Here is a 20,856-nt window from a genome sequence, read left to right on the forward strand (position 1 = left end):
GCAGCTGTCGTGCAACGTTTGACGGCGCAATGCAGCGATCAAAAGTCGAGCGTGGTTTGACTCTCTGCCAGATCGGGCCCCTCCAGGGGCTCGATCAGCCTGGCGCCGTCGTTGCGCACATTGCCCACGTCCCGGCCCACCGCGTGCCAGCGAAAATCACTGACCGGTCGGCAACCTTCCTGAGCGATTTGCGCAAGCCGTGATGCCGGCGTCTGCGGATCGATCCACTCCCGAGCGAGCTCCGGCGTCAGCACCAGCGGGCGACGGTCGTGGATGTCGAGCATGCCGGCGTCACTCGCAGCCGTAATGATGACGAAGCCGTCGCGTTCGTCCGGTTCAAGCCCGGGCCTGACCTGTCCCAGCGCGGCGAAGTACATAGGCTGTCGGTCTTTCAAATGGATGAACCAAGGCTGTTTGCGCTTTGCATCGTTCGGGTCTTTGACCCACTCAAACCAGCCGTTGGCCGGCGCCAGCGCGCGACCTTCCGGCCACAGTTCTTTGAAGAATTTGCCCGTCATCACGGTTTCGACCCGCGCATTGATCGGGTCGGGCCGTTTGCCCTTTGCCCAATGGGGCGACCAGCCCCAGCGTACTTTGTCGACGCTCAGGCCGTCAGCGACCGGCCGGATGATTTCAACGCGGGTGGTCGGCGCCACGTTGTAACGCTCGATGGGCCAGAGATCATAGCCGTTGATGACCAACTGCTCTGGCGCCAGCGTCTTGAGGTAATGGTCCATTGGCTCGTAGATCGAATAGCGTCCGCACATGTGTCACCCGTCGAATTTTCCTGCCTACCAGATTGACCGCGCGCGGCTGAGAACGTTAACTGTATATACGTACAGTTAACAAACACAAGGTCAGTCTCATGAGTGTCACCATCCTTGGCCGGTTGTCGGCAGCGGGCGAACGGTTTCCCCTTTACGCCTTTCAGGTGCCGGCGGGTTTTCCTTCGCCGGCGGCCGATCACATCGAGCGGCACATCTCGCTGGACGAGCTGTTCGACATCCGCGCACCCCACGTCTACCTCGTGAAAATAGAAGGCGACAGCATGCAGGGCGCGGGCATCTATTGCGGCGACCTGGTGATCGTCGACCGCAGCCTGTATGCCGAGCATGGCGACATCGTCATCGCCGCGCTGAATACCGAACCGGTCTGCAAGCGCCTGCACATGCGGGGAAACGAGGTCATCCTCAAGTCCGAGAACAGCAAGTACCCGCCGCGCTACGTCATGGAAGGCGACGAGTTGCTGATCTGGGGCGTGGTGAAATACAGCGTTCGCGATCACGACAAAGTGATGCATTCGTGAGGAACGAGCTTCCTTATAGAGAGAGCAGGCAAGGCGCTAGGTAAAACGCTCAATGTGGTGGGAACCCTCCGGGCGTCGGCAGCCACACAGGCGGACGCTTCCATGGATTCCTGCTCATGCGCTTTGATAACCCGTTGCGATCGCTTCAACACTTCGGTGCCTCGGTCTTTCGCCGCCATGACGGCGCGCAGCAGCCTACCACCGGACCAAACTCCGGTGTTCCCCTGCAGCCGTTGGGCCCACCGACTCGTCTCGCCCTGGCGGTCAACGCGCAGGGGCGGGTGGAGGTCAGCGATAGGGCGACCATTGGAGGGCTGGACAACGAACAGCGCCTGTTGAGCGAGATCCTCAACAAGCCGGGCCAGTCGTTTGCCCAACATCCGGGCGGTCAGTTGATCGACGCCCACGGCTTTGCCGTCAGGGCCGATGCGTCCGCCCATACGGTTCATGCCTATGTTGCTTCCAGGCCTCATCGCGCCGGCGGCACGCCGCCACCGATCCCCTTCGATAAAGGGCATCTGGCTCAGAAAAGTGGCATTTTCGAGGGCGCTGGCAGGGACGTCTGGACCCTTCATGACAAGCAGCTTTTCCGCTTTGGCGGCGACGCCAGCTGGCACGCCGCCGGACTGCCCGATGGCCACGAGGGCAAATTCAAATCATTGAGCCTTGATGGCAACGATGTCCACGCCCTCGATGAAGCAGGTGTTGTCTGGAAGCTGGGCGACAGTCAGCCAACGCGCGTGATGTTTGCCCATCCGGTCAGTGCGACGGCCGTACAAGGCAACGAGTTGCTGGGGGTGTCGACCCACGACGGGGCTGTTCACCTGGAGGAGCCGGAAGGTCGCTCCACGGAACTGACCCTCAACAACGCGCCGTTGGGTGATAAAAAAGCCGACAAGCCTTCAGCCATCGGTACCGCCGGATCCCATTTACTGATGGTCGACGGCGGCGGGCGTTTGTACAGAGGTCGGTTGCCGACTGGCGACCCGTGGCCGGATACACTGAATCTACAGCCCCATGCAGCGACGGAGTTGGCGGTCGCGGAGTTTGGCAAGCTGACCTTCAGCGGTCTGTTCAATGACCAGGCCGGCAACTTGAACGCGCGGTTCAAGGACGGTCATGGCAAGGAGCACACCGCTCAATGGGACGCGACCAAGGGTGATTTCGTGCCGGGCTGGAACCTCAGTCAGTCCACGGCGGTGGTCAAGCAACGGAATTTGCCGGCGCTGGTACCCGACGCCCACGAAATGATCCATCTGGACGGTGGCAGCGTGGCGCACAAGGACGGTCAGCTGCTGGTGAAAGACCCGAGAACCGACGAGTGGAGCAAAGGTTCGGAGTCGAATCTGCAAGACCTGCATCGGGGCAACGATGGCTTCGCCTATGTGGTCGACAAAGAAGGTGCGGTCAAGCGTCTGGCGGTGCAGGCCCAGGCGTTGTCGCGAACGATGGGCAGCGGCCCGGACCTCACCACCGGGCATGGCACCGAGGTGAAAGCGGGCGCGACACTTCGGGGCGCCCAGGATGTTGTCGCGGAAAAAATCGCGGTGCTCAACGATGATCGTTACGTCACTCTGAGCGACGGACACCTGCGCGCCCACGACCAGAAAGGCACGCGCCAGGCGCTGCCGCCGTTGCCGGGCTTTGGCGACGACGAAACGCTGGGCATTCCGGATCCCCATGAGGTCGACCAACGTCACATCCAGGACATGACCATCGCGGGCGGCGATCTCTACGTGCTCAAGGCCGGCGCGCTGTTTCGCATGGCGGCGCAGCACTGGCAGGGCGGCAAGCAGGGCTTGGGGGTTCATCACCAGGATCAGTCCGCCTGGGAACTGGTTGAGCCGAATCTGCCAGCGGGTGTCTCGGTGGACAGCATTCGCACTGCCCCCGATGGGGCGTTGCTGCTGAAGCATGGCACCACCGAGCAGCAATTGGGTGCCGATGGCAGCCTGATCGCGCCTGCGCCGCAGGACGCCAGATTGACCCGACAGCATGCCTTGCATCAACGCCTCGCCGACCGTGAAGACGCCTTGGGTCGGTTTACCCGCCACGGTAATCTCAAGGTCAACGCTGCCGTGCTGGGGCGGGCGAACATGGAAACGGTCACGCCCCGGGAAGCGACGCCCGGCCCGTTGAACTACCTGAGGTCGCACCTGCGCGTCGGGTCGGGCCTGCGCAAGCCGTTCGACAAGGCCACTCATGCGTTTAAGGGCCGCAAAGGTCTGGCGGAGGTCTATCAAACCGAATCGGACATGCTGGCCCGACTGGACCAACGCTGGAGAACGAGGCCCACGTCCAGGGTCCCGGCGATGAGCGAGCGATTGGAGCAGATTCGCGGCAACGGCGCTTTCATCAAAAACCCCAAGGCTGACTTGCTCGCCGACGTCATAGAGCGAGCCACCCAGACGGTTGCCGAAGACACCGAGCGGTTGCTGCGTTCGCTGGCCCAGGACCATGGCGTGCTGATGAGCGACGGGCAGGACAACCCGACGTTCACGCCGTCCAAACCGGTTGCCAACGACATGGTTGCCGGGCTGGCGCACTCCCTGGCGGTTTCCGGCGTGACCGGGACACCGTTGAACGGGTTACTTGAACAGTTGACGTCCCAGCGCTTTCAGGTCGGCCATCGCAAGCCCGAGGGTGATCGCGACCGTGGCGATGCGCAGGCGCTGGTGAAGGCGCGGCTGGCGCTCAACGCCGATGTGCTCTTTCAGTTGAATCAACAGCTTGACCTGCTCACGGCGGCCGCCCGCGAAGGCAATGCCTCGAACGCGCTGCTCGATGGCGTGGCAAATACCCTTGAGCAGACGTACGCCAAGGAATACGCCAACGCGCCGCTGAAGAAATACACCGACGCCGGGTTTCGCAGCCACACGGAACTTGAGGCCAGCTACGACGCCAGCAAGACGATGCTCAAATACTTCCGCGATGAAAAGCACCCGATGACGCAGAACCTGCGCGCCGGAATGGACGTCCCGCCCGCGCGCATGAGCGAAGAGCTCAGCACGGCGCTGCGTCAGCTCAAACCCCGGGAGAACCTGAAAATTAGTCGCAACTATGCCGGCAACATCAACGCTGGCGTCAGCGGCCCGGTCACAGGACCTGCGTACCTGGGCGGACGGGTCAACGTCGAGCCGGAGCGTACTTATGGCCTGACCTTCACCCGGTACGAGCGCGGCCTCAAGGTCTCGATGAACCGCGACGGCGCCGTGGCCGGCGGCGGCAACATTGGCTTCGGCGCCGGCTTTGCCGATCACGCCGCGCCGAAACAGGACACCTCCGCCAACCTGATACAGAACGGCAGCTGGTTAGGCGTCAGTGCCGACCTCAAATACAAATACACCGAGAGCAACGCGCTGAGTTTTTTCGTGCGCGACGAGGACATCGAAGGCTTCGTGCGCGACCTGACCAGCACACCGTTGCAAAGGAGTGGCGACGCGCAGGGGGCAGTGGCCAGCCGGCTGCATCCCCTGTCTTTCCTGGATGAAAGCTCCGAGCAGGAAGTGCGCACCGGCACCAAGCACAACGCCGATGTGGACCTTAATCTTGGCGCCGAATACCGGCTCAATGCAGGGCAGATAGGCGCGAAGCCGGTCAAGGGCTTCTTGCGTGTCTCAGCGGGTGCTGTGGGCACCGCCAACCTGGCCAGCTACGAGCGGGAGCGGGTGGAAGGGCGCGGGTCGGACGGTTTGCGCACCGACATCCGCAGCGACAACAGGGTGCGTTTTCTGGAGAAAGGCGGCGCGACTGCCTATGCGCGGCTGTTCGATGCAGCGTTCAGCTCGCAGCCTAACCACGTGTTTCTGTCGGGCGGGGTACCGACGGGTGTCACTGCCAGCGTCGTGGTGGAGAACAAGACCGGCAAAGCGTTTGATATCCGTTTCAAGGACACCTTGCCGTTGCTGCCGGCGGAGACCAAAGCACTGGCCAGCACACTGGAAAAGGCGTTTCCGCTGATCGATGCGCCCGACCTGTCGGGCAAGGACGCAAAGGCGCAACTGGATGCGCTGGCCTCGACCTACGCCAGGGTGACGATCCCGTCCGCCGAACCGTTGACCAATGCGCAATACGCGGCGCTCAACAGCCTCAGCCAGACCCAGCGCCAGGACAGGGCGGCGGATCAGAACACCCGGCTGATGACGACCATGGATTTCACCACCAAACAGAGCAACGTCAACCGCATCGACCGTGCCAGCAACAGCAAACGCGCCACCGATCCGGTGCGCGCCTGGCTGGGGGGGACGACTAACCCGGGCAACGCCGAGAGAATCGCCGGCCTGATGAGTCAGGACCCGCAACTGGCCGGGTTGCTGAAGGAGCTGCAGGACCGCCGGGGCACGACCCGGGCGGAGATCAAACTGGAAGTGACGGACGACGCCAAGGCCGAGATCGATCAACAGGCCATCGCCGGGACACTCACCGACGCCGGGTTGAAGAGGATTCTGGACAATGAGCAAAACCTGCGCATCAAGAGCATTTCGGTGTTCCGCAACGCAGCCAAGGAAGACTCGTTCACCTTGCCGGGGGTGTGGACCAATTTCCGCAGCGGCAGCAACCTGAGTGTCGAGCGGCTGCGCGGCGAGATCACCTTCGACTACGCCGAGGCCCAGCAGGCACCTGTAGGCTACAAACTGGAAGGGCAGTTGACGGCCGAGCGCGACACGCCGTCATTGAGGGACATGGCGGCCACGGGGGCGGGCAGCTATCGGCCGACGTAACCCCAACGTTCACCCGCTTCGGTCGGCGTTGTCAGCCCGGCCGAAGCCTGAACTTTCCGCGATTCAGCCCCTCGCCACGGAACCGTTCAGGCAGCCGTGCCACACAGCATAAACCTCTCAGGATGACCTCCCATGCCGCCTGCCTTCCGCCCGTACCCGGGCGCTTTGCGTGTCGTTCGCCCGATGCGCATCGCTTCACTGACTGTCGCGATGTTGTGTGCCGGTTGCCAGTCTTACGGGCCGCCCGAGGCAAGTACCGAACGCACGCCGCGCCTGGTGGCGGGGCTCCATCGCAGTGCAGAACCGGTGGCGTATTCACGGCCGACGCAACCCTACGACGGCAGTGATATCTGGCAGCGGATGGGACAGGATTTCCGCCTGGCCGACGACAACGGCGTCAACGAACGCATCGTGCGCCAGCGCGACTGGCTGCTGGGCAATGCAGGGTTCATCCGCAATGCCAGTCAGCGGGCCAGCCCGTACCTCCACTTCATCGTCGACACCCTTGATCAGCGCGCGATGCCGGCGGAGCTGGCCTTGCTGCCGATCATCGAAAGCGCCTACAACCCCAAAGCCAATTCGACCCGTAACGCCGCAGGGCTGTGGCAGTTCATGGCTGCCACCGGGCGTGATTTCGACCTGCGTCAGACCGCCTGGTATGACGGTCGGCGGGACGTGGTGGCGTCCAGTAAAGCGGCGATGGATTACCTGACCCGTCTGCACACCCAGTTCGGCGGCGACTGGTTGCTGGCGATGGCGGCTTATAACGCGGGGGAGGGCACGGTGAGCCGGGCCATCGACGCGAATCAGCGCCGAGGTCTGCCTACGGATTACTGGCACCTCAGCTTGCCCAGGGAAACCCAGGATTACGTGCCGCGCCTGCTGGCACTGTCGTTGCTGGTGCGCGAACCCGAGAGCTATGGCGTGAAGCTCAGCCCGGTGGCCAATGTGCCTTATTTCACGGTGCTGGAGCTGGCGCGGCCGGTGGACCTTGAGCGCCTCGCGGTCAGTGCCGGCATCGATCGCTCGGTGCTGTTGAACCTCAATCCGGCGTTTCTGCGCAAAAAAACCGCCGATGGACCCTCCCGCGTGCTGGTGCCCCGTGACCAGTTCGAGCAGCTTTCTGCCACCCTCGGCAAAATGACCGACGATGTCATGCCCGGTAACGAGGCACTGGCGGTCAGCACTGCTGCCGTCCCAGCGGGTACAGTTCGTCCCTGACACAACGCGTCCGCCAGGCGATTGTCCGCCTGGGGCCTATTTTTGGCAGCAATGAGCCCGTCGTGTGTCAGCCCGGACACATGCTTGCTCGCCTGCTTTTCAGCCTTCCTCCGCCCCCAGGTCAGCCGGTTGGCACTTATTCACGCAATCAATTAACCCGACTCTCACCGAACTTTCGGGCGATGTGTAAAAGCGCTGATACATCGTGGCCGGTTGCCGCTGAAGACACAATTAGAAACATCCGTGGCGGTGGGCGGATAAAGGCTGTGGGTTAATTGGCGTTACCTGCGGAGCGACCATCCGGGACAGTGCGTAGTTGGATCCTATTATCCAGTCAGTGTCGACGCGCAAACCTTTGCTTTGCTTTTAATAGCCCAGATGAACGACCGCTTGTTGTCCGACCCGCTAGATTCAAGGGTTCTAGGCCTATACGCGGGAGTACAGTAAATGGCGTTCGGAAAACCGAGTTGAAGCAGTCGGATTTCCGAACACAGTTAAACTAGCAGTGTTATTAACTAATCAATAAGGTTTAAATGATTTGGTAACTTCGATGGTTGGCGACGTGTTACATAAGTTCAGTGAGGTGACGCGATATGAGTTGGGCGAGTTAGCGAGGTTTAGTAAGTGGTCGTTGGGTAATATAGTTACAAAGTCGAGTTAAAACGCGGCCCTCCGATAAGTACGAGTTTACGCAAGCTTAATTAATAAGTTTGACGGTTGCCGGTGACGCGAAGGAAGGAGCAACCTCGCCATTCAGTACGGAGTGCACCATGGCAGAGCATAACCCGCTGATTGTTAAGCTATTGTGATGCACGCGCCAGGCAGTCCGGGCCCTCGGCACTCCCGCGTAAGTCATCGCCCAGTCGGGGGCAAGGGATAATTTGAAATAGCCGTTTGAATGTTTTGCGGATAATTAGTTGGTGTCCTTCAATAAAGTCAAAGTGCTATCACCGAGGTGTATCTCGCGACGTCGGGGAACTAAAATTAATTATTGCTGCCTTTGGAATGCGTGGTATTAATAAATCGCTTGCCCCACTACAAGAGGTATCGATGAGAGAAGAAATCGATGTAAGCGACTGTCCGCGTCAGCCTGAAACTGTAGCGCTGGATATCCAGCAGATAGCATTGAATACCGCAAACCTGAGTATGGATTTGCTGCTGTGCGGGGAGACGGGAACAGGCAAAGACACGCTGGCCAAACGTATTCATGACCTGTCCGGTCGGACAGGTTCTTTCATCGGTATGAACTGCGCTGCGATTCCGGAATCCCTGGCGGAGAGTCAGTTGTTCGGGGTGGTGAACGGCGCGTATACCGGCGTCAGTCGGTCCCGGGAGGGGTACATCGAGGCGGCCTGCGGCGGCACGCTGTACCTCGACGAGATCGACAGCATGCCGCTGAGTCTGCAGGCCAAGCTGCTGCGGATTCTGGAAACCCGGGGCATCGAGCGACTGGGCTCGACTGACTTCATTCCGGTGGACCTTCGGGTTATCGCCTCGGCGCAGCGGCCTCTGGATGAACTCGTGGAACAAGGGCTTTTTCGTCGCGACCTGTTTTTTCGGCTCAACGTGCTGACCATTCAAATGCCAGCCTTGCGCAAGCGTCGCGAACAGATCCTGCCGTTGTTCGACCAGTTCACCCAGGAAGTCGCCGCCGATTTCGGTTGCCCGGTACCCGAACTGGATAATCGTCTGGTGCAGCTGCTCCTCAGCCATTCATGGCCGGGAAACATTCGCGAATTGAAGTCCGCGGCCAAGCGTTTTGTGCTGGGTTTCCCGCTGCTGGGCGGCGATGCCCCTCCGGATCGCGATCAGGAAACGGGGTTGAAGACCCAACTGCGGGTCATCGAAAGAATGCTCATCGAAGACGCACTCAAGCGTCACAAGCACAGCCTGGAAGCGGTGGTGCAGGAGCTCGACATTCCCCGGCGCACCTTGTATCACCGGATGAAAGAGCTGGGCATGAATGACGAAGACTCAGCAGCAATTTTGTAGGACCGGCTTCAGCCGGGAAGGGGCCGGTGTGGGCGGCATCAAACGTGTGGTGTAACGCCTGACGCCTTCCCGGCTGAAGCCGGTCCCCCCAACCTCGCAGCCAATCTCGCGCAGCCAATGTCGCGCAACCCTGAAATGCCAGAGGTCGTGGATGAGTGTGTACGAGTTATTCGATGAGCAACTGGAGGACGACCATCAGGTGCCGAACCTGCGCGTGGTCGCCCGCAGTCTCGGTCAGTTGGGGATCGACCTGTTGTTGTCAGGCGAAACCGGTACCGGCAAGGACACGGTCGCCAGCCGGATTCACGCGCTGTCCGGTCGCAAGGGCCGGCTGGTCGCGATGAACTGCGCGGCCATCCCGGAATCCCTGGCCGAGAGCGAATTGTTCGGCGTGGTCAGCGGCGCCTACACCGGCGCTGATCGGGCGCGGGTCGGGTACATCGAGGCGGCGCAGGGCGGCACCCTGTACCTCGACGAGATCGACAGCATGCCCCTGAGCCTGCAAGCCAAACTCCTGCGGGTGCTGGAAACGCGCTCCGTCGAACGGCTTGGCTCGACGACGCCCATTGCACTGGATGTCTGCGTCATCGCCTCGGCCCAGCGCTCCCTCGACGAGATGGTCGAACAGGGGCGTTTTCGCCGGGATCTGTATTTCCGCCTGAACGTATTGACCGTGACCCTGGCGCCGCTGCGCGAGCAGCGGGCGCGCATCCTTCCGCTGTTCGCCCGTTTCGCTGAGGCGGCGGCGCAGGAGTCGGGTATTTCGGTGCCCGAGACCACCGGCGTGCTGCGTCACGTCCTGCTCAACCATGACTGGCCTGGCAACATCCGCGAACTGAAATCAGCGGCCAAGCGTCACGTCATGGGCTTTCCGCTGCTGGGCGGCGAGTCCGGCGAGGAGGGCGAGTCATCGGGGCTTAAATCGCAGCTGCGGGTGATCGAAAAAGCGCTGATCCAGGCCGCGCTCAAGCGTCACAACAACAGCGTCGAGGCCGTGAGCCAGGAGCTCGACATTCCCCGTCGCACGCTCTACCACCGCATGAAAGAACTCGACGTCTGACCTTCGCTCACCGCGCGGCTTCCGGCGACACAGGCTCGTCGACACGTCCCTGTCCGCAGCTTGCGTGAACATCCCGAATTTTATTGAGCCCCATGCGGAACCGATCCCGAGGTCCGGGCCACCCATTGGCACCAAGCACTTTCGCTGGTGATGACTCAGGAGTGTTCGACATGAATCCAATCTCAATGGTCGGTGGCTTCGCCAACAGCGCGATCAACGCGGGCGGGCAAATGACTCAGCAGGCAGCCAGCGCTGTGACCAACGTCAAGCAGGAAAACCAGATCACCGAGTCCGCTGCCCCTTCCAAGGCCGAAGCTGCACAAAACGCCGCTACCGAGAAGGCCGATGCAAGCCAGGCGCGTCTGATTGCCATGCAGACCGAAGCCGACATTCGCAAGCAGACCAACGACGTCCTCAGCGCCATCCGTTCCGGCAAGGAAGACAGCGCCAACAAAGCGATCAGTGCCGAGGCGCAGAACGCCAAGGGCATCAGCTACTGATCGGTCCGAGCGCCCCCTGAAAAAGGGGGCATCCACTTGAGGATGGAGGTCTCATGCTAAGTCTCAATGCCAATACCAATCCGCTGCAAAACCTGCACATCGGTACCGTGGTTTCCCAGCCCGCGCTGGGCGGCGACAAGACCCCGCAGTCGCTGAAGGACGTCATCGATCAGCTCGCTCAGGCGCTGACCAAAGGCGGGCACCTGGACAAGGAATCGCCGCTGGGCCAGATGGTCGGCAAGCAGATGGAGAAGAACAACCCGCTGGCGTCGCTGATCGGCGGCAATCCGGACATGATCAAGGCCGCACTGGGCGACCTGATCAAAGACAAGCTGGGCGACAACTTTGGCGCCGCAGCGGATGCAGGCCAGGCGGGTGCCGGCGCGCCGGACCTGATGTCGCAGACCCTCAACGGTCTGGCCAAGGCGTCACTGGATGACTTGCTGACCAAGCAGGGCGAGGGCACCACCTTCTCCAAAGGCGACATGCCGCTGCTGGAAAAAATCGCCGAATTCATGGACCAGCGTACGGCCCAGGACCCGCAGAAATTTCCCGCGCCGGACTCGGGCTCCTGGAAAAACGAGCTTAAGGAAGACGCCTTCCTCGACGGCAAGGAAACCGCTGCATTCCGCTCGGCACTGGACTCGCTGGGCACTCAGCTCGGTCAGCAACAGAACGGCGTGGGCGATGCAGGCGGTGGCGGGGGGCTTAACAATCCAGTAAGCAGCCTGTCCCCGACCGATCCATCGGGCGGCGCTGCGCAGACCCCGAACAGCGCGACTCAGGACCTCGGCCAACTGCTGGGTGACCTGCTGCAGAAAGGCGTCAACGCCAGCGTCGGCGGCGGCCTCGGTACGCCGATGAACGATGCGTCACAGTCCGGCGGTGCCACCAAAAGCGTGACCCAGGACCTGGGGCAACTGCTCAGCGGCCTGATCAAGAAAGGGCTGGAAGCTGAACAGAACGGTGCCGGCGTCAACGGCGCAGGCGGGCAACCCAATCCGTTCGCCCAGCACGATCAGCAAAACATGCTGGTCCAGGCCGCTTCCGCCCTCGTCTCGGCACTGGTGGGCGGTGGTAACACCAGCAACAGCCTGTCCTGAACCCAGCCGCGACCCTCGACACCGTCTGCCGGAGAACACCCGTGACCCTTTCCAATGTCAATCAACTCAAATCGCCGTCCACCGATCTTGAGCCGCGCCTGGATCAGGGATTGGTCAGCGGGCCTTCGCAGGCGGACGTCGATCTGTTCAATGCCGCCATGCGTCCCGAGCTGTCGATGCAGCAAAGTCATTTGTCCGAACAGATCGCCAGCGCGCTGTCGGAACGCCTTGGTGCCACCGACAAGCTTTCGCAGCAAGCCGCGCGCAAGATGAAACGGGCGTCCACCACCGACGACCCGCTGGAAATTTCCCAGATGAGCCGGTCGCTGTCGCAGTATTCGCTGCAGATGGCGCTGACCACCAAAGTCGTCAGCAAGAGCGCCCAGGCCCTCGATAAACTGACGAATCTGCAGTAGAGGCATGCCGTGAACTACCTGACTGCGGGACTGATCTGCCTGATGCTGCTGCTCAGCGGGTGCAGCGATGACACGGACCTGTTCACCGGGCTGTCCGAGCAGGATTCCAACGACGTGATCGCCAGCCTCGCCGACCAGCACATCGACGCGCGCAAGCGCAGCGAGAAGACCGGCGTGGTCATCAGCGTGCCGACCGCCGAGATCAATCGTGCCGTGCGGATCCTCGATGCTGCCGGCCTGCCGCGTCGCTCGCGCACCAGCCTGGGCGAAATCTTCAAGAAGGAAGGGGTGATTTCCACCCCGCTGGAAGAGCGCGCGCGGTACATCTATGCCTTGTCCCAGGAGCTGGAAGCGACGCTGTCGCAGATCGACGGCGTGATCGTCGCCCGCGTTCACGTGGTATTGCCCGAACGCATCGCGCCGGGCGAGCCGGTGCAGCCTGCGTCGGCGGCGGTGTTCATCAAACACACCTCGGCCCTGGATCCCGACAGCGTGCGCGGGCGTATCCAGCAGATGGTCGCCAGCAGCATTCCCGGTATGTCCGGCGAGCCCCTGGATTCGAAAAAATTCGCCATCGTGTTCGTGCCGGCGGCAGAGTTTCAGGACACCGAACGGCTGGTGAATTTCGGGCCGTTTCTGATCGACAGCGCCAACATCGACTTTTGGAATCGCATGCTGTGGCTGGCGCCGTTTGCCGCGCTGTTGCTGGTTGCCTTGATCGTGCTGATCCTGCGCGGTGACTGGCGCAATGCGCTGTTGCAACGCATCGGTCTGCGCCGCAGTGCCCGGACGAGCATGCCGGTGCGGGCGTGATGTCAGGCGCCGAGGAGCACTGGATTCGTTGGTGGTGTGCGCCCTGGGAATGGGCCCATGCCGACTGGATCGACGTGTTCGCCGACCATTGCGGCGTGACCCGTGAAGATTGCGCCGAGCTGCTCGGCACCCGACACAACGTCTTTCTGCACAGCGTCGGTGTGGTCCCGAGCCAACCGCCACCGCCTGTTGAACCGCTGATGCAATGGCTGCAACTGGATGAAGCGCAGCAGCACCGGGCGCTGTCCCTGGCGGGCCGAATCTGTTTCGGCCAGGGCGGGGAGGCGAGCGTTGACGACGCCGTGCAGGTGCATGAGCCCTGGTGTCGGGCGGTGGCCAAGGCGTTGCGGCCCGGTTTATGGCTCGATGCCTCGGTGACCGATGCGCGGGTGTTGCTTGCGGCGTGGGCGGGTGAGCCTTGCTGGTCGCGGCTGCGGCTGTCATGGGCGCCGGATGCCTTGCCGTCGCCGTGCGCCAAGCTGTCCGAAAACGCGCTGCCTGAAAACAAGCTGCAAACCCTCTGGCACTCGGTGTTATGGCGGGTGACGACGCCTTGATGATTGCCGTTACCTCATTGTTTTTCAGGAGCTGAACATGCTCGCCAAGCGTCGTCTCGTGTTGTCTTCTTCCGCCGTGCTGGTCACCAACATCCTGCGTCGCGAAGACTTGGCCGGTACCGTGCTCGCCGCCGAAGTGCTGGACAATGCCCGCGCAGAAGCCGAGCAGATTCTGGCTGCCGCCCACGCCCAGGCTCAGCACGAAAAGGATCAGGCGCTGGCGCAATTCTGGGAAAGCGCCAACGGTTTTCTGCAGCAACTGGAGCAGCAGCGACTGGCCTTGGCCGAGGAGTCGATGGAGGCGGTGGAAGCCTTGCTCAACGAAGCCCTCGCCGAGTTGCTCGATCAGACCACACTCGCTGAACGCAGTCGCGCGCTGATGAGGAATCTCGCCGCCAGCCAGACCGTCGAAACCAGGGCCGTGCTCAGCGCTCATCCCGACATGCTCGACAGCCTCGGTGAGTGGCTGTCGGCCAGTCGCTTCGCCGAGCACTGGCAGTTAAAAAGTGACCCGGCGCTGGCGCCACAGACCTTGCGCCTGAGCGACGCCAATGGCGCGTTCGACATCGACTGGGACAGCCTGCGCCGTGGGCTCGCGGGGCCAACGGCACATTCGTGATTTTTTCTTGACCCGGTTGTGACGGTTCATGGAACCGGAGCGGCCGCAGGTTCCACTCAGGGGTTGAATCCCTCAGTTGGAGCACCGGCATGATCAGTTTCAAATCCCTGCAAAACCACCTCGATCACTCCTATTCCCGCGCCCAGGACGACATGCAGGACGCCGCCGAAACCGCCTCGGAAAGCGGCACCATGGAAGACTTCCAGGCGTTCAGCGATGCCTCGCAGCAGACCAATGTCGCCAACATGATTCTCAATGAAGGACTGCGCGCCAAACACGGCATCACCAAAGCGATCATCGATGGAATTCAGTGAATTCAGCGCGATCCTCGCTCAGTGGTGCGAGCGACGTCCGCTCGCGCCGCTGGACTGCTGGATCGATGACGCCAACGCGCGACTGGCGGTGTCGGGCAACGGCATTCGCTTGAGCCTTGATGTGCTCGATCCCTACGACGGCAGCGACCCGCAACGACTCGACGCCGTGCTGAGCCAAGGCGGTGCCGGCGTGGCCTGTGCCTGTGAGGGTGGGCTGGCCATCGACCCCGACACCCGCTGCGTGGTGTTGGTGAGCTGGATTCCCGACCCCTGCAATCCCACGCAACTGCTCGAACGTCTCGAACGCCTGGCCAATCAGCGCGCCGCGATGCTCAGCCTCATGCAAACCTCGATTCGCAGCGCGACCGCCTCGCCGTCCCGCTCGACCCTCAAAACCTGGCAACCGGGAGTGTGAAATGCGCAAGGCCTTAATGTGGTTGCCTTTGCTGATGATCGGCATCGGTGCGCCGGCGCTGGCCGCGGTGCCTGACGCCTGGAAACACACCGCCTACGCCTATGACGCGCGGCAGACCGAGCTGGCGACTGCGCTGGCAGACTTCGCCAAAGAGTTCGGCATCGGCCTGGAAATGCCGGCAATGCCGGGCACCCTGGATGGGCGTATTCGTGCGCAGAACCCCCAGGAATTCCTCGACCGGCTGGGTCAGGAGCATCACTTCCAGTGGTTCGTCTACAACGAAACCCTGTACATCAGCCCCACCAGCGAGCAGACCTCGGCGCGCATCGAAGTGTCGCCGGAAGCGGTCGATGATCTGCAGCAGGCGCTGTCCGATGTCGGCCTGCTGGACAAGCGCTTCGGCTGGGGCGCATTGCCCGACGAAGGCGTGGTGCTGGTGCGCGGCCCGGCCAAGTACGTCGACTTCGTGCGCAGTTACAGCAAGAAGGTCGAGGCCCCGGAAAAAGCCGAGAAGCAGGACATCGTGGTCCTGCCGCTGAAGTATGCCAACGCCGCCGACCGCACCATTCGTTATCGCGATCAACAGCTCACCGTTGCCGGCGTGGCCAGCATTCTTCAAGAGCTGCTGGAAAGCCGTTCCCGAGGCGAATCCATCAACGGCGTCAATCTGCTGCAAGGGCAGGGCGGCGCCGGCCGTTCGCTCAATGGCGGCACCACGTCCTCCGGCCTGAATTACGGCGGCATGGACGGGCAGGGTTTTGACACCGGCGCCATCGAACAGGGGCTGGATCGGGTGCTGGGCTCCAAAGGCAAACGCGGCGGGTCCTCCAATGAAGAGAAGGGCCGCTCGAAGATCCGCGTCAGCGCCGACGTGCGCAACAACTCGGTGCTGATCTACGACCTGCCCAAGCGCCGGGCGATGTACGAGAAGCTGGTCAAGGAACTGGATACGCCGCGTAACCTGATCGAGATCGATGCGGTAATTCTCGACATTGATCGCAACGAGCTGGCGCAGCTGTCCAGTCGCTGGAATTTCAAAGGCGGCAGCGTAAGCGGCGGCGCCAACTTGTTCGATCAAGGCACCAGCACCACGCTGTTCATTCAGGACGCCGGCAAGTTCTCCGCCGACCTGCATGCCCTCGAAGGCAACGGCGCAGCGTCGGTGATCGGCAACCCATCCATTCTGACCCTGGAAAACCAGCCGGCGGTGATCGACTTCAGCCGCACCGAATACCTCACCGCCACCTCCGAACGCGTCGCGGACATTCAGGCGATCACGGCGGGCACCAGCTTGCAGGTGATTCCGCGGTCCCTGGACCAGAACGGCAAATCCCAGGTGCAACTGATCGTCGACATCGAAGACGGCCAGATCGACACCTCGCAAATCAACGAAGACCAGCCGGCGGTGCGCAAGGGCAACGTCAGCACCCAGGCGGTGATCGCCGAGCATGGCTCGCTGGTCATTGGCGGTTTTCATGGGCTGGAAACCACCGACAAGGTCAACAAGATCCCGCTGCTGGGCGACATCCCGGTCATCGGCAAACTGCTGTTCCAGTCCCGCAGTCGCGAGCTGAACCAGCGTGAGCGCCTGTTCATCCTGACGCCGCGGCTGATCGGCGATCAGATCAATCCGGCGCGCTATGTGCAGAACGGCAACCCCCATGACGTCGATGACCAGATGAAGCGCATCAAGGAACGCCGCGACGGTGGCGAACAACCGACCCGCAGTGACGTGCAGAACGCTTTCACCCAGTTGCTCGACGGCGTGACCCCGGTGGGCTTCAACAGCGGCGAGACCTTGCCGTTCGAAGCGGACAGCCTGTGTGATCCGGGTGTTGGTCTGAGCATGGATCGCCAGCGTTCCCAGTGGTTTACCCGCAAGGATTGGGGCATTGCGGTGGTCGTGGCACGCAACACCACCAGCAAACCGGTGCGCATCGACGAAAGCCGCTGCGGGGGTCGCTGGGTGATGGGTGTCAGCGCCTGGCCCCATGCGTGGCTGCAGCCGGGGGCGGAGAGTGAAATCTACATCGCCCTGCGTCAGCCGCAGGTGTCGAGCAAGGCCAAACAGAACCGACCTTCGCTGCTCAAGGGGGCTACACGATGAACCTGCGCGGTTTGCTTTTGCTGTTTCTGGTCACCGCCACGTTGGCGGGGTGTGCCACCCATGGGTGCTCGGGTTATTCGTGCAAGCGGCCGGATTCCAATGACCGGGAGCTGGTGATCTGGTGGCCGCCGGACATGCGTCAGGGGATTGATGAGCGTGACCATGAGCAGGATTTTACTGTGGTGCCATTGAAGGACTGAGCATGATTCGGGTATCGGAAAAAGCAGCGTTTTACGCCCACGTCGCCGCTGAGCGCGCGGCGATCTGGCCGGTGGCGACGGGTGTGGCGTTTGTCAGTCGACGTGAGCATCGGGACTGGGGCATCGCGCTGCATATCGAGGGCCGGGCCTTGCGCCCGGAGCAGTTGCGCGATGCGTTGGAGCGGCGGTTTTCGCAGGCGGAGTTGTTCAATGACTTCTTTTTGTTTTTGGATGTGCAGCGGGATTTTGTGGTCTGGCATGCGGTGCCTGGGGCGCAGGAGTCGCCGGTGAGTCTGGACAGTATTCGCCGGCAGGAGCTGGAGCTGGCGGGGTTGGGGCATCTCAGTGATGTTTTGCAGTAGCGCGCTCGCGGGGCCCTCGTTTTCCAGATCAACATCAAGAGCGTCTGCCTAACGGCAGACATTTCGCCTTCGGCGAGTTACTTGGAAAAGCACCCCAAGTAACCAAGGGTGCTTGCTCTCGGTTTGGTTCCTCCTTCGTCGGAATACCCTCACTCCGGTCTTGCTCCGTGGGCCCGCGCCGAACGGACATCCATGTCCTGACGGCGCTCTCGCCGCATCCATGCGGCTCGGCCCACTGCGCAAGACCTGCGTTCAGCCTGCACCCAAGTCGCGATTGGCGGTGACTGAGCCTTTTGCGCAGGAAGATCAAAAGCGCGCTTACGCTTAGTAGGACCGGCTTTAGCCGGGAAGAGGCCCGTCCAAACGCTGACATTCGATCGTCCCCACGCTCCGTGTGGGAATGCATCCTCTGACGCTCCGCGTCACCCCCCCAAGCATGAATGCGGGTTGAAAATCTGCAGTCGGACGCCATCCCTGTGGGAGTCGAGCTTGCTCGCGAATGCTGTGTTTCAAACACCAACTATTCGGCGGATGTACCAATGCTTTCGCGAGCAAGCTCGCTCCCACAGGAGGGAGTCGTGTCTGCAAAACTGCCAGCGCCCATACCGGCCTCTTCCCGGCTAAAGCCGGTCCCACTAAAAAGCAACGTGGACACCCTGTGGGACCGGCGGTGTCTCTCGTAGGACCGGCTTCAGCCGGGAAGCTGTTGCTTTGCTTTGCTTTTGATCTTCGACGCAAGAAGTCCAGGCGACACAAATCGCGACTTGGGTGCAGGCTGAACGCAGGTCTCGCGGAGTGGGCCGAGCCGCATGGATGCGGCGAGAGCTGCCCCCCGCCATGGATGGCGGATGGCAGCGGGCCCACGGAGCGGGACCGGAGTGAAGGAACCCTGACGAAGGAAGGGCCAAACCAGGAGCAGGCACTTTTGCTTACTTTTGGTGCTTTTCAAAAGTAAGTCGCCGAAGGCGAAACAGTCTGCCCCCAGGCAGACGCCCTTGATCTTGATCTTGATCAAACATCTTCGATTCGAATGACTTCGTCCGTCACTTCCTCCAGCTGCCGCACGATCTGATAAATATTCGCCACCGCCAGCAGCGTCGTCCGCGGGATGTACTTGCCCGCCTTGACCTTATAAAGCGTCCGCGCCAGCCAGATACTCTGCACCACCGGAATCCCCGCCTTCTTCGCCCGCGCGATCAACGCCAGCGCCTCATCATCCTCACCCTTACAGTGAATCTGCGGCAGCGGCGTCGTGCCGGGCCGGTAATACAGCGCCACCGCATAATGCGTCGGATTCACCACCAGCATGTCCGCATCCTCCACCGGCTTGGCCGGCGCGGTCGGCGCCTGGTTCAACAACTCGTGGGCCAGTTGCCGACGATGGCCCTTCACGTGTGGGTCACCCTCGGCTTGCTTGTACTCCTTCTTGATGTCCTCGTGGCTCATCCGCAGCTTCTTCGCGTGGAAATACTTCTGCAGCGCAAAATCCACCGCGCCGATCACCAGAAGCAACCCCAGCGTCGCCCGCAAGATATGCCGGAACACCTGCAACAGCGCATGCCAATAGGTCGTCAGGTCCGTGCTCGAGAGCAAAATCAACGTACCCAGCGACGGCTTCACCACGACATACAGCGTCGCGGCGATGGCCGTGGCTTTCAAAATGCTGAGCAACAAGGTCGTCAGGCTCTGCGCCGAGAACATCTGCTTGGCGTGGGTGAAAGGGTTGAGCTTGTTGAAATCCAGCTTCAATGCCTTGGGCGCAAACAGGAACCCGATCTGTATCCAGCTGCCCACCAGCCGCATCAACATCGCGATGCCGACGCTGCTCAGGATGAAGCCGACCAACACGCTCGCGCCTTCGCTGGCGACCTGTTCCAGCGTATGCATGAAGGGCTGGCCAACACCCTGGAACGACAGCGTCATCAAGTGCAGCAAGCGCGCGACGCTTTCGTCGGCCAGGCCGAAGGTCACTTCGCTGACCACCAACAGCACCAGCAGTTTGCTCAGGTCCTGGCTCTGTCCGACCTGGCCCTTTTCCCGGGCGTCGCGCAGCTGTTTGGGCGTGGCTTTTTCGGTTTTTTCGCTCACGGCACATGCACCAGTTGGCCGAGCAAATGCTTCAGATCGGCGAGTTGCATGATCTGGCCGTTGCCCAGTTCCAGCAGCGTCGGCAGGTAGATGAGCAGGAAGGCGATGCCCGCCATGCTCTTGGCCGGCATGGCCAGGATCGACACGTTCAGTTGCTGCGCGTACAGGCCGATGATCGCCAGCGCGGCCTCGATCAACAGCAGCAAGCCAATGAACGGCGCGGCGTAGAGCATCATGTGCTGAAGGGTCTGGTTGAGTTGTTCGAGAAACAGGTCCAGTCCGTCGACGGTCATGCCGGGCAGCCAGGCGGTGGGCGGCCAGACCTGATAACTGTCCCAGATCACCTGCGTGATCAGCGACAACCCGCCGGACAGGATCACCAGCATGATCAACGTCTCCTGAAACAGCTCGCCCAACGGCGTCGCGTCAGGCCCCAGCGCCGGGTTCAGCTGACCGCCGCTCAAGGCGCCGCGCTGGCTGTCGAGCAGCGCGCCCACCGACGCGAACATCCAGAACGGCGCGTACAGCAACAGGCCGAGGAGGGTGCCGAGGACGGCCTCTTTGAGCAGCAGCGCGCCGATGGAAAACCAGTCGTCGGTCATGCCCGACAGCGCACGGCTGATGCTCGGTGCGGGCACCATCGAGACCACCAGCACCACGGCGTAACGCAGCGGACCCTTGAGGTATTTGAAGCAGAACGCCGGCACCAGAATCATGCACGGCAGGATGCGCGCCGCCGCCAGGCCCATGCCCAGCATCAGTTCGAACAGGCCCTGGGCGTCGAAGGGCATCTAGTGCGCGCCGCCGGATCGGGCAATGAGGTCGAAGGCCAGGTTGATGAACTGGATCAGCTCGACACCGATCCAGCGCCCGGTCATGGCCAGGGTCAGGCCGACGGCGGCGAGCTTGATGCCGAAGGGCAGGGTCTGGTCCTGGATCTGCATCAACGCCTGCAGCAGCGAGGTGATGACGCCGACCAGCACGGCGACCCCCAACGGCGGCGCCGTGAGAATCACTACCAGAAACATGCCCTGTTTGAACAACGCCAGCGCTTCCATCACC

19 protein-coding genes and 1 pseudogene are annotated in these 20,856 nt (G+C 61.9%); 16 read left to right on the plus strand and 4 right to left on the minus strand.

Annotated features, from left to right (window positions below):
• Nucleotides 1–38: 38 nt before the first annotated feature.
• Entirely contained in the window at nucleotides 39–767 is a 729-nt protein-coding gene (locus FX982_RS15280; protein WP_172611485.1) for an SOS response-associated peptidase family protein, read from the minus strand.
• Nucleotides 768–865: 98 nt separating this feature from the next.
• On the opposite strand from FX982_RS15280, the gene FX982_RS15285 reads away from it, so the two are divergent.
• The 16 genes and pseudogenes from FX982_RS15285 (at nucleotide 866) to FX982_RS15360 (ending at nucleotide 17,706) form a co-directional block, all read left to right on the plus strand.
• Nucleotides 866–1,306 carry a LexA family protein gene (locus FX982_RS15285; protein ID WP_122625290.1) on the plus strand — a complete coding sequence of 147 codons (441 nt, stop codon included), beginning with the start codon at nucleotides 866–868 and terminating at the stop codon, nucleotides 1,304–1,306.
• Between the two features lie 116 nt (nucleotides 1,307–1,422).
• Nucleotides 1,423–6,027, plus strand: coding sequence for an AvrE-family type 3 secretion system effector (locus FX982_RS15290; RefSeq protein ID WP_172611486.1), 4,605 nt, complete (start codon nucleotides 1,423–1,425; stop codon nucleotides 6,025–6,027).
• Between the two features lie 132 nt (nucleotides 6,028–6,159).
• Nucleotides 6,160–7,239 (plus strand): annotated as a pseudogene (locus FX982_RS15295) (transglycosylase SLT domain-containing protein); the annotation flags it as partial.
• Between the two features lie 1,059 nt (nucleotides 7,240–8,298).
• Nucleotides 8,299–9,240 (plus strand): sigma 54-interacting transcriptional regulator, encoded by a 942-nt coding sequence (locus FX982_RS15300; protein WP_172611488.1) that lies wholly within the window; start codon nucleotides 8,299–8,301, stop codon nucleotides 9,238–9,240.
• A gap of 151 nt (nucleotides 9,241–9,391) precedes the next feature.
• Nucleotides 9,392–10,300: a sigma 54-interacting transcriptional regulator gene (locus tag FX982_RS15305; protein WP_172611489.1), complete on the plus strand. Its 909-nt coding sequence runs from the start codon at nucleotides 9,392–9,394 to the stop codon at nucleotides 10,298–10,300.
• Nucleotides 10,301–10,470: 170 nt separating this feature from the next.
• Nucleotides 10,471–10,800 carry a hypothetical protein gene (locus FX982_RS15310; RefSeq protein WP_163022184.1) on the plus strand — a complete coding sequence of 110 codons (330 nt, stop codon included), beginning with the start codon at nucleotides 10,471–10,473 and terminating at the stop codon, nucleotides 10,798–10,800.
• A 53-nt stretch (nucleotides 10,801–10,853) separates the two neighbouring features.
• Complete coding sequence (locus FX982_RS15315; RefSeq protein WP_172611490.1) at nucleotides 10,854–11,903, plus strand: type III secretion protein HrpZ; 1,050 nt, start codon at nucleotides 10,854–10,856, stop codon at nucleotides 11,901–11,903.
• A gap of 41 nt (nucleotides 11,904–11,944) precedes the next feature.
• Nucleotides 11,945–12,319 (plus strand): type III secretion system inner rod subunit SctI, encoded by a 375-nt coding sequence (gene sctI / locus FX982_RS15320; RefSeq protein WP_065989211.1) that lies wholly within the window; start codon nucleotides 11,945–11,947, stop codon nucleotides 12,317–12,319.
• A gap of 9 nt (nucleotides 12,320–12,328) precedes the next feature.
• Entirely contained in the window at nucleotides 12,329–13,132 is an 804-nt protein-coding gene (gene sctJ, locus FX982_RS15325) for a type III secretion system inner membrane ring lipoprotein SctJ (RefSeq protein ID WP_172611491.1), read from the plus strand.
• Complete coding sequence (locus tag FX982_RS15330) at nucleotides 13,132–13,689, plus strand: type III secretion protein (protein ID WP_438826285.1); 558 nt, start codon at nucleotides 13,132–13,134, stop codon at nucleotides 13,687–13,689. Before sctJ ends, FX982_RS15330 begins: the two co-directional genes overlap by 1 nt.
• A 37-nt stretch (nucleotides 13,690–13,726) precedes the next feature.
• Entirely contained in the window at nucleotides 13,727–14,308 is a 582-nt protein-coding gene (gene sctL / locus FX982_RS15335; protein ID WP_172611493.1) for a type III secretion system stator protein SctL, read from the plus strand.
• 89 nt (nucleotides 14,309–14,397) lie between these two features.
• Nucleotides 14,398–14,622 carry a type III secretion protein gene (locus FX982_RS15340; protein ID WP_065989219.1) on the plus strand — a complete coding sequence of 75 codons (225 nt, stop codon included), beginning with the start codon at nucleotides 14,398–14,400 and terminating at the stop codon, nucleotides 14,620–14,622.
• On the plus strand, nucleotides 14,609–15,037 hold the full coding sequence (locus FX982_RS15345) for a type III secretion protein (RefSeq protein WP_122536375.1): 429 nt from the start codon (nucleotides 14,609–14,611) through the stop codon (nucleotides 15,035–15,037). The genes FX982_RS15340 and FX982_RS15345 overlap by 14 nt, the downstream gene beginning before the upstream one ends.
• Before the next feature lies 1 nt (nucleotide 15,038).
• On the plus strand, nucleotides 15,039–17,144 hold the full coding sequence (gene sctC / locus FX982_RS15350) for a type III secretion system outer membrane ring subunit SctC (protein WP_172611494.1): 2,106 nt from the start codon (nucleotides 15,039–15,041) through the stop codon (nucleotides 17,142–17,144).
• The gene (hrpT, locus tag FX982_RS15355) at nucleotides 17,141–17,344 is read left to right on the plus strand and encodes an HrpT family type III secretion system protein (RefSeq protein ID WP_074891941.1); all 204 of its coding nucleotides are present in this window, start codon (nucleotides 17,141–17,143) and stop codon (nucleotides 17,342–17,344) included. The genes sctC and hrpT overlap by 4 nt, the downstream gene beginning before the upstream one ends.
• Before the next feature lie 2 nt (nucleotides 17,345–17,346).
• On the plus strand, nucleotides 17,347–17,706 hold the full coding sequence (locus FX982_RS15360) for a type III secretion protein HrpV (protein ID WP_122536377.1): 360 nt from the start codon (nucleotides 17,347–17,349) through the stop codon (nucleotides 17,704–17,706).
• Between the two features lie 1,011 nt (nucleotides 17,707–18,717).
• Here the strand turns inward: FX982_RS15360 and sctU are convergent.
• From sctU to sctS, 3 genes are read right to left on the minus strand one after another with little or no spacing between them, the layout of a single operon-like run.
• The gene (sctU, locus tag FX982_RS15365; RefSeq protein WP_172611495.1) at nucleotides 18,718–19,794 is read right to left on the minus strand and encodes a type III secretion system export apparatus subunit SctU; all 1,077 of its coding nucleotides are present in this window, start codon (nucleotides 19,792–19,794) and stop codon (nucleotides 18,718–18,720) included.
• The gene (sctT, locus tag FX982_RS15370; RefSeq protein WP_172611496.1) at nucleotides 19,791–20,585 is read right to left on the minus strand and encodes a type III secretion system export apparatus subunit SctT; all 795 of its coding nucleotides are present in this window, start codon (nucleotides 20,583–20,585) and stop codon (nucleotides 19,791–19,793) included. Before sctT ends, sctU begins: the two co-directional genes overlap by 4 nt.
• Nucleotides 20,586–20,852, minus strand: coding sequence for a type III secretion system export apparatus subunit SctS (sctS, locus tag FX982_RS15375; protein WP_065989232.1), 267 nt, complete (start codon nucleotides 20,850–20,852; stop codon nucleotides 20,586–20,588).
• Nucleotides 20,853–20,856: the final 4 nt, after the last annotated feature.

This window comes from Pseudomonas graminis, assembly GCF_013201545.1.
Classification (GTDB): Bacteria; Pseudomonadota; Gammaproteobacteria; order Pseudomonadales; family Pseudomonadaceae; genus Aquipseudomonas.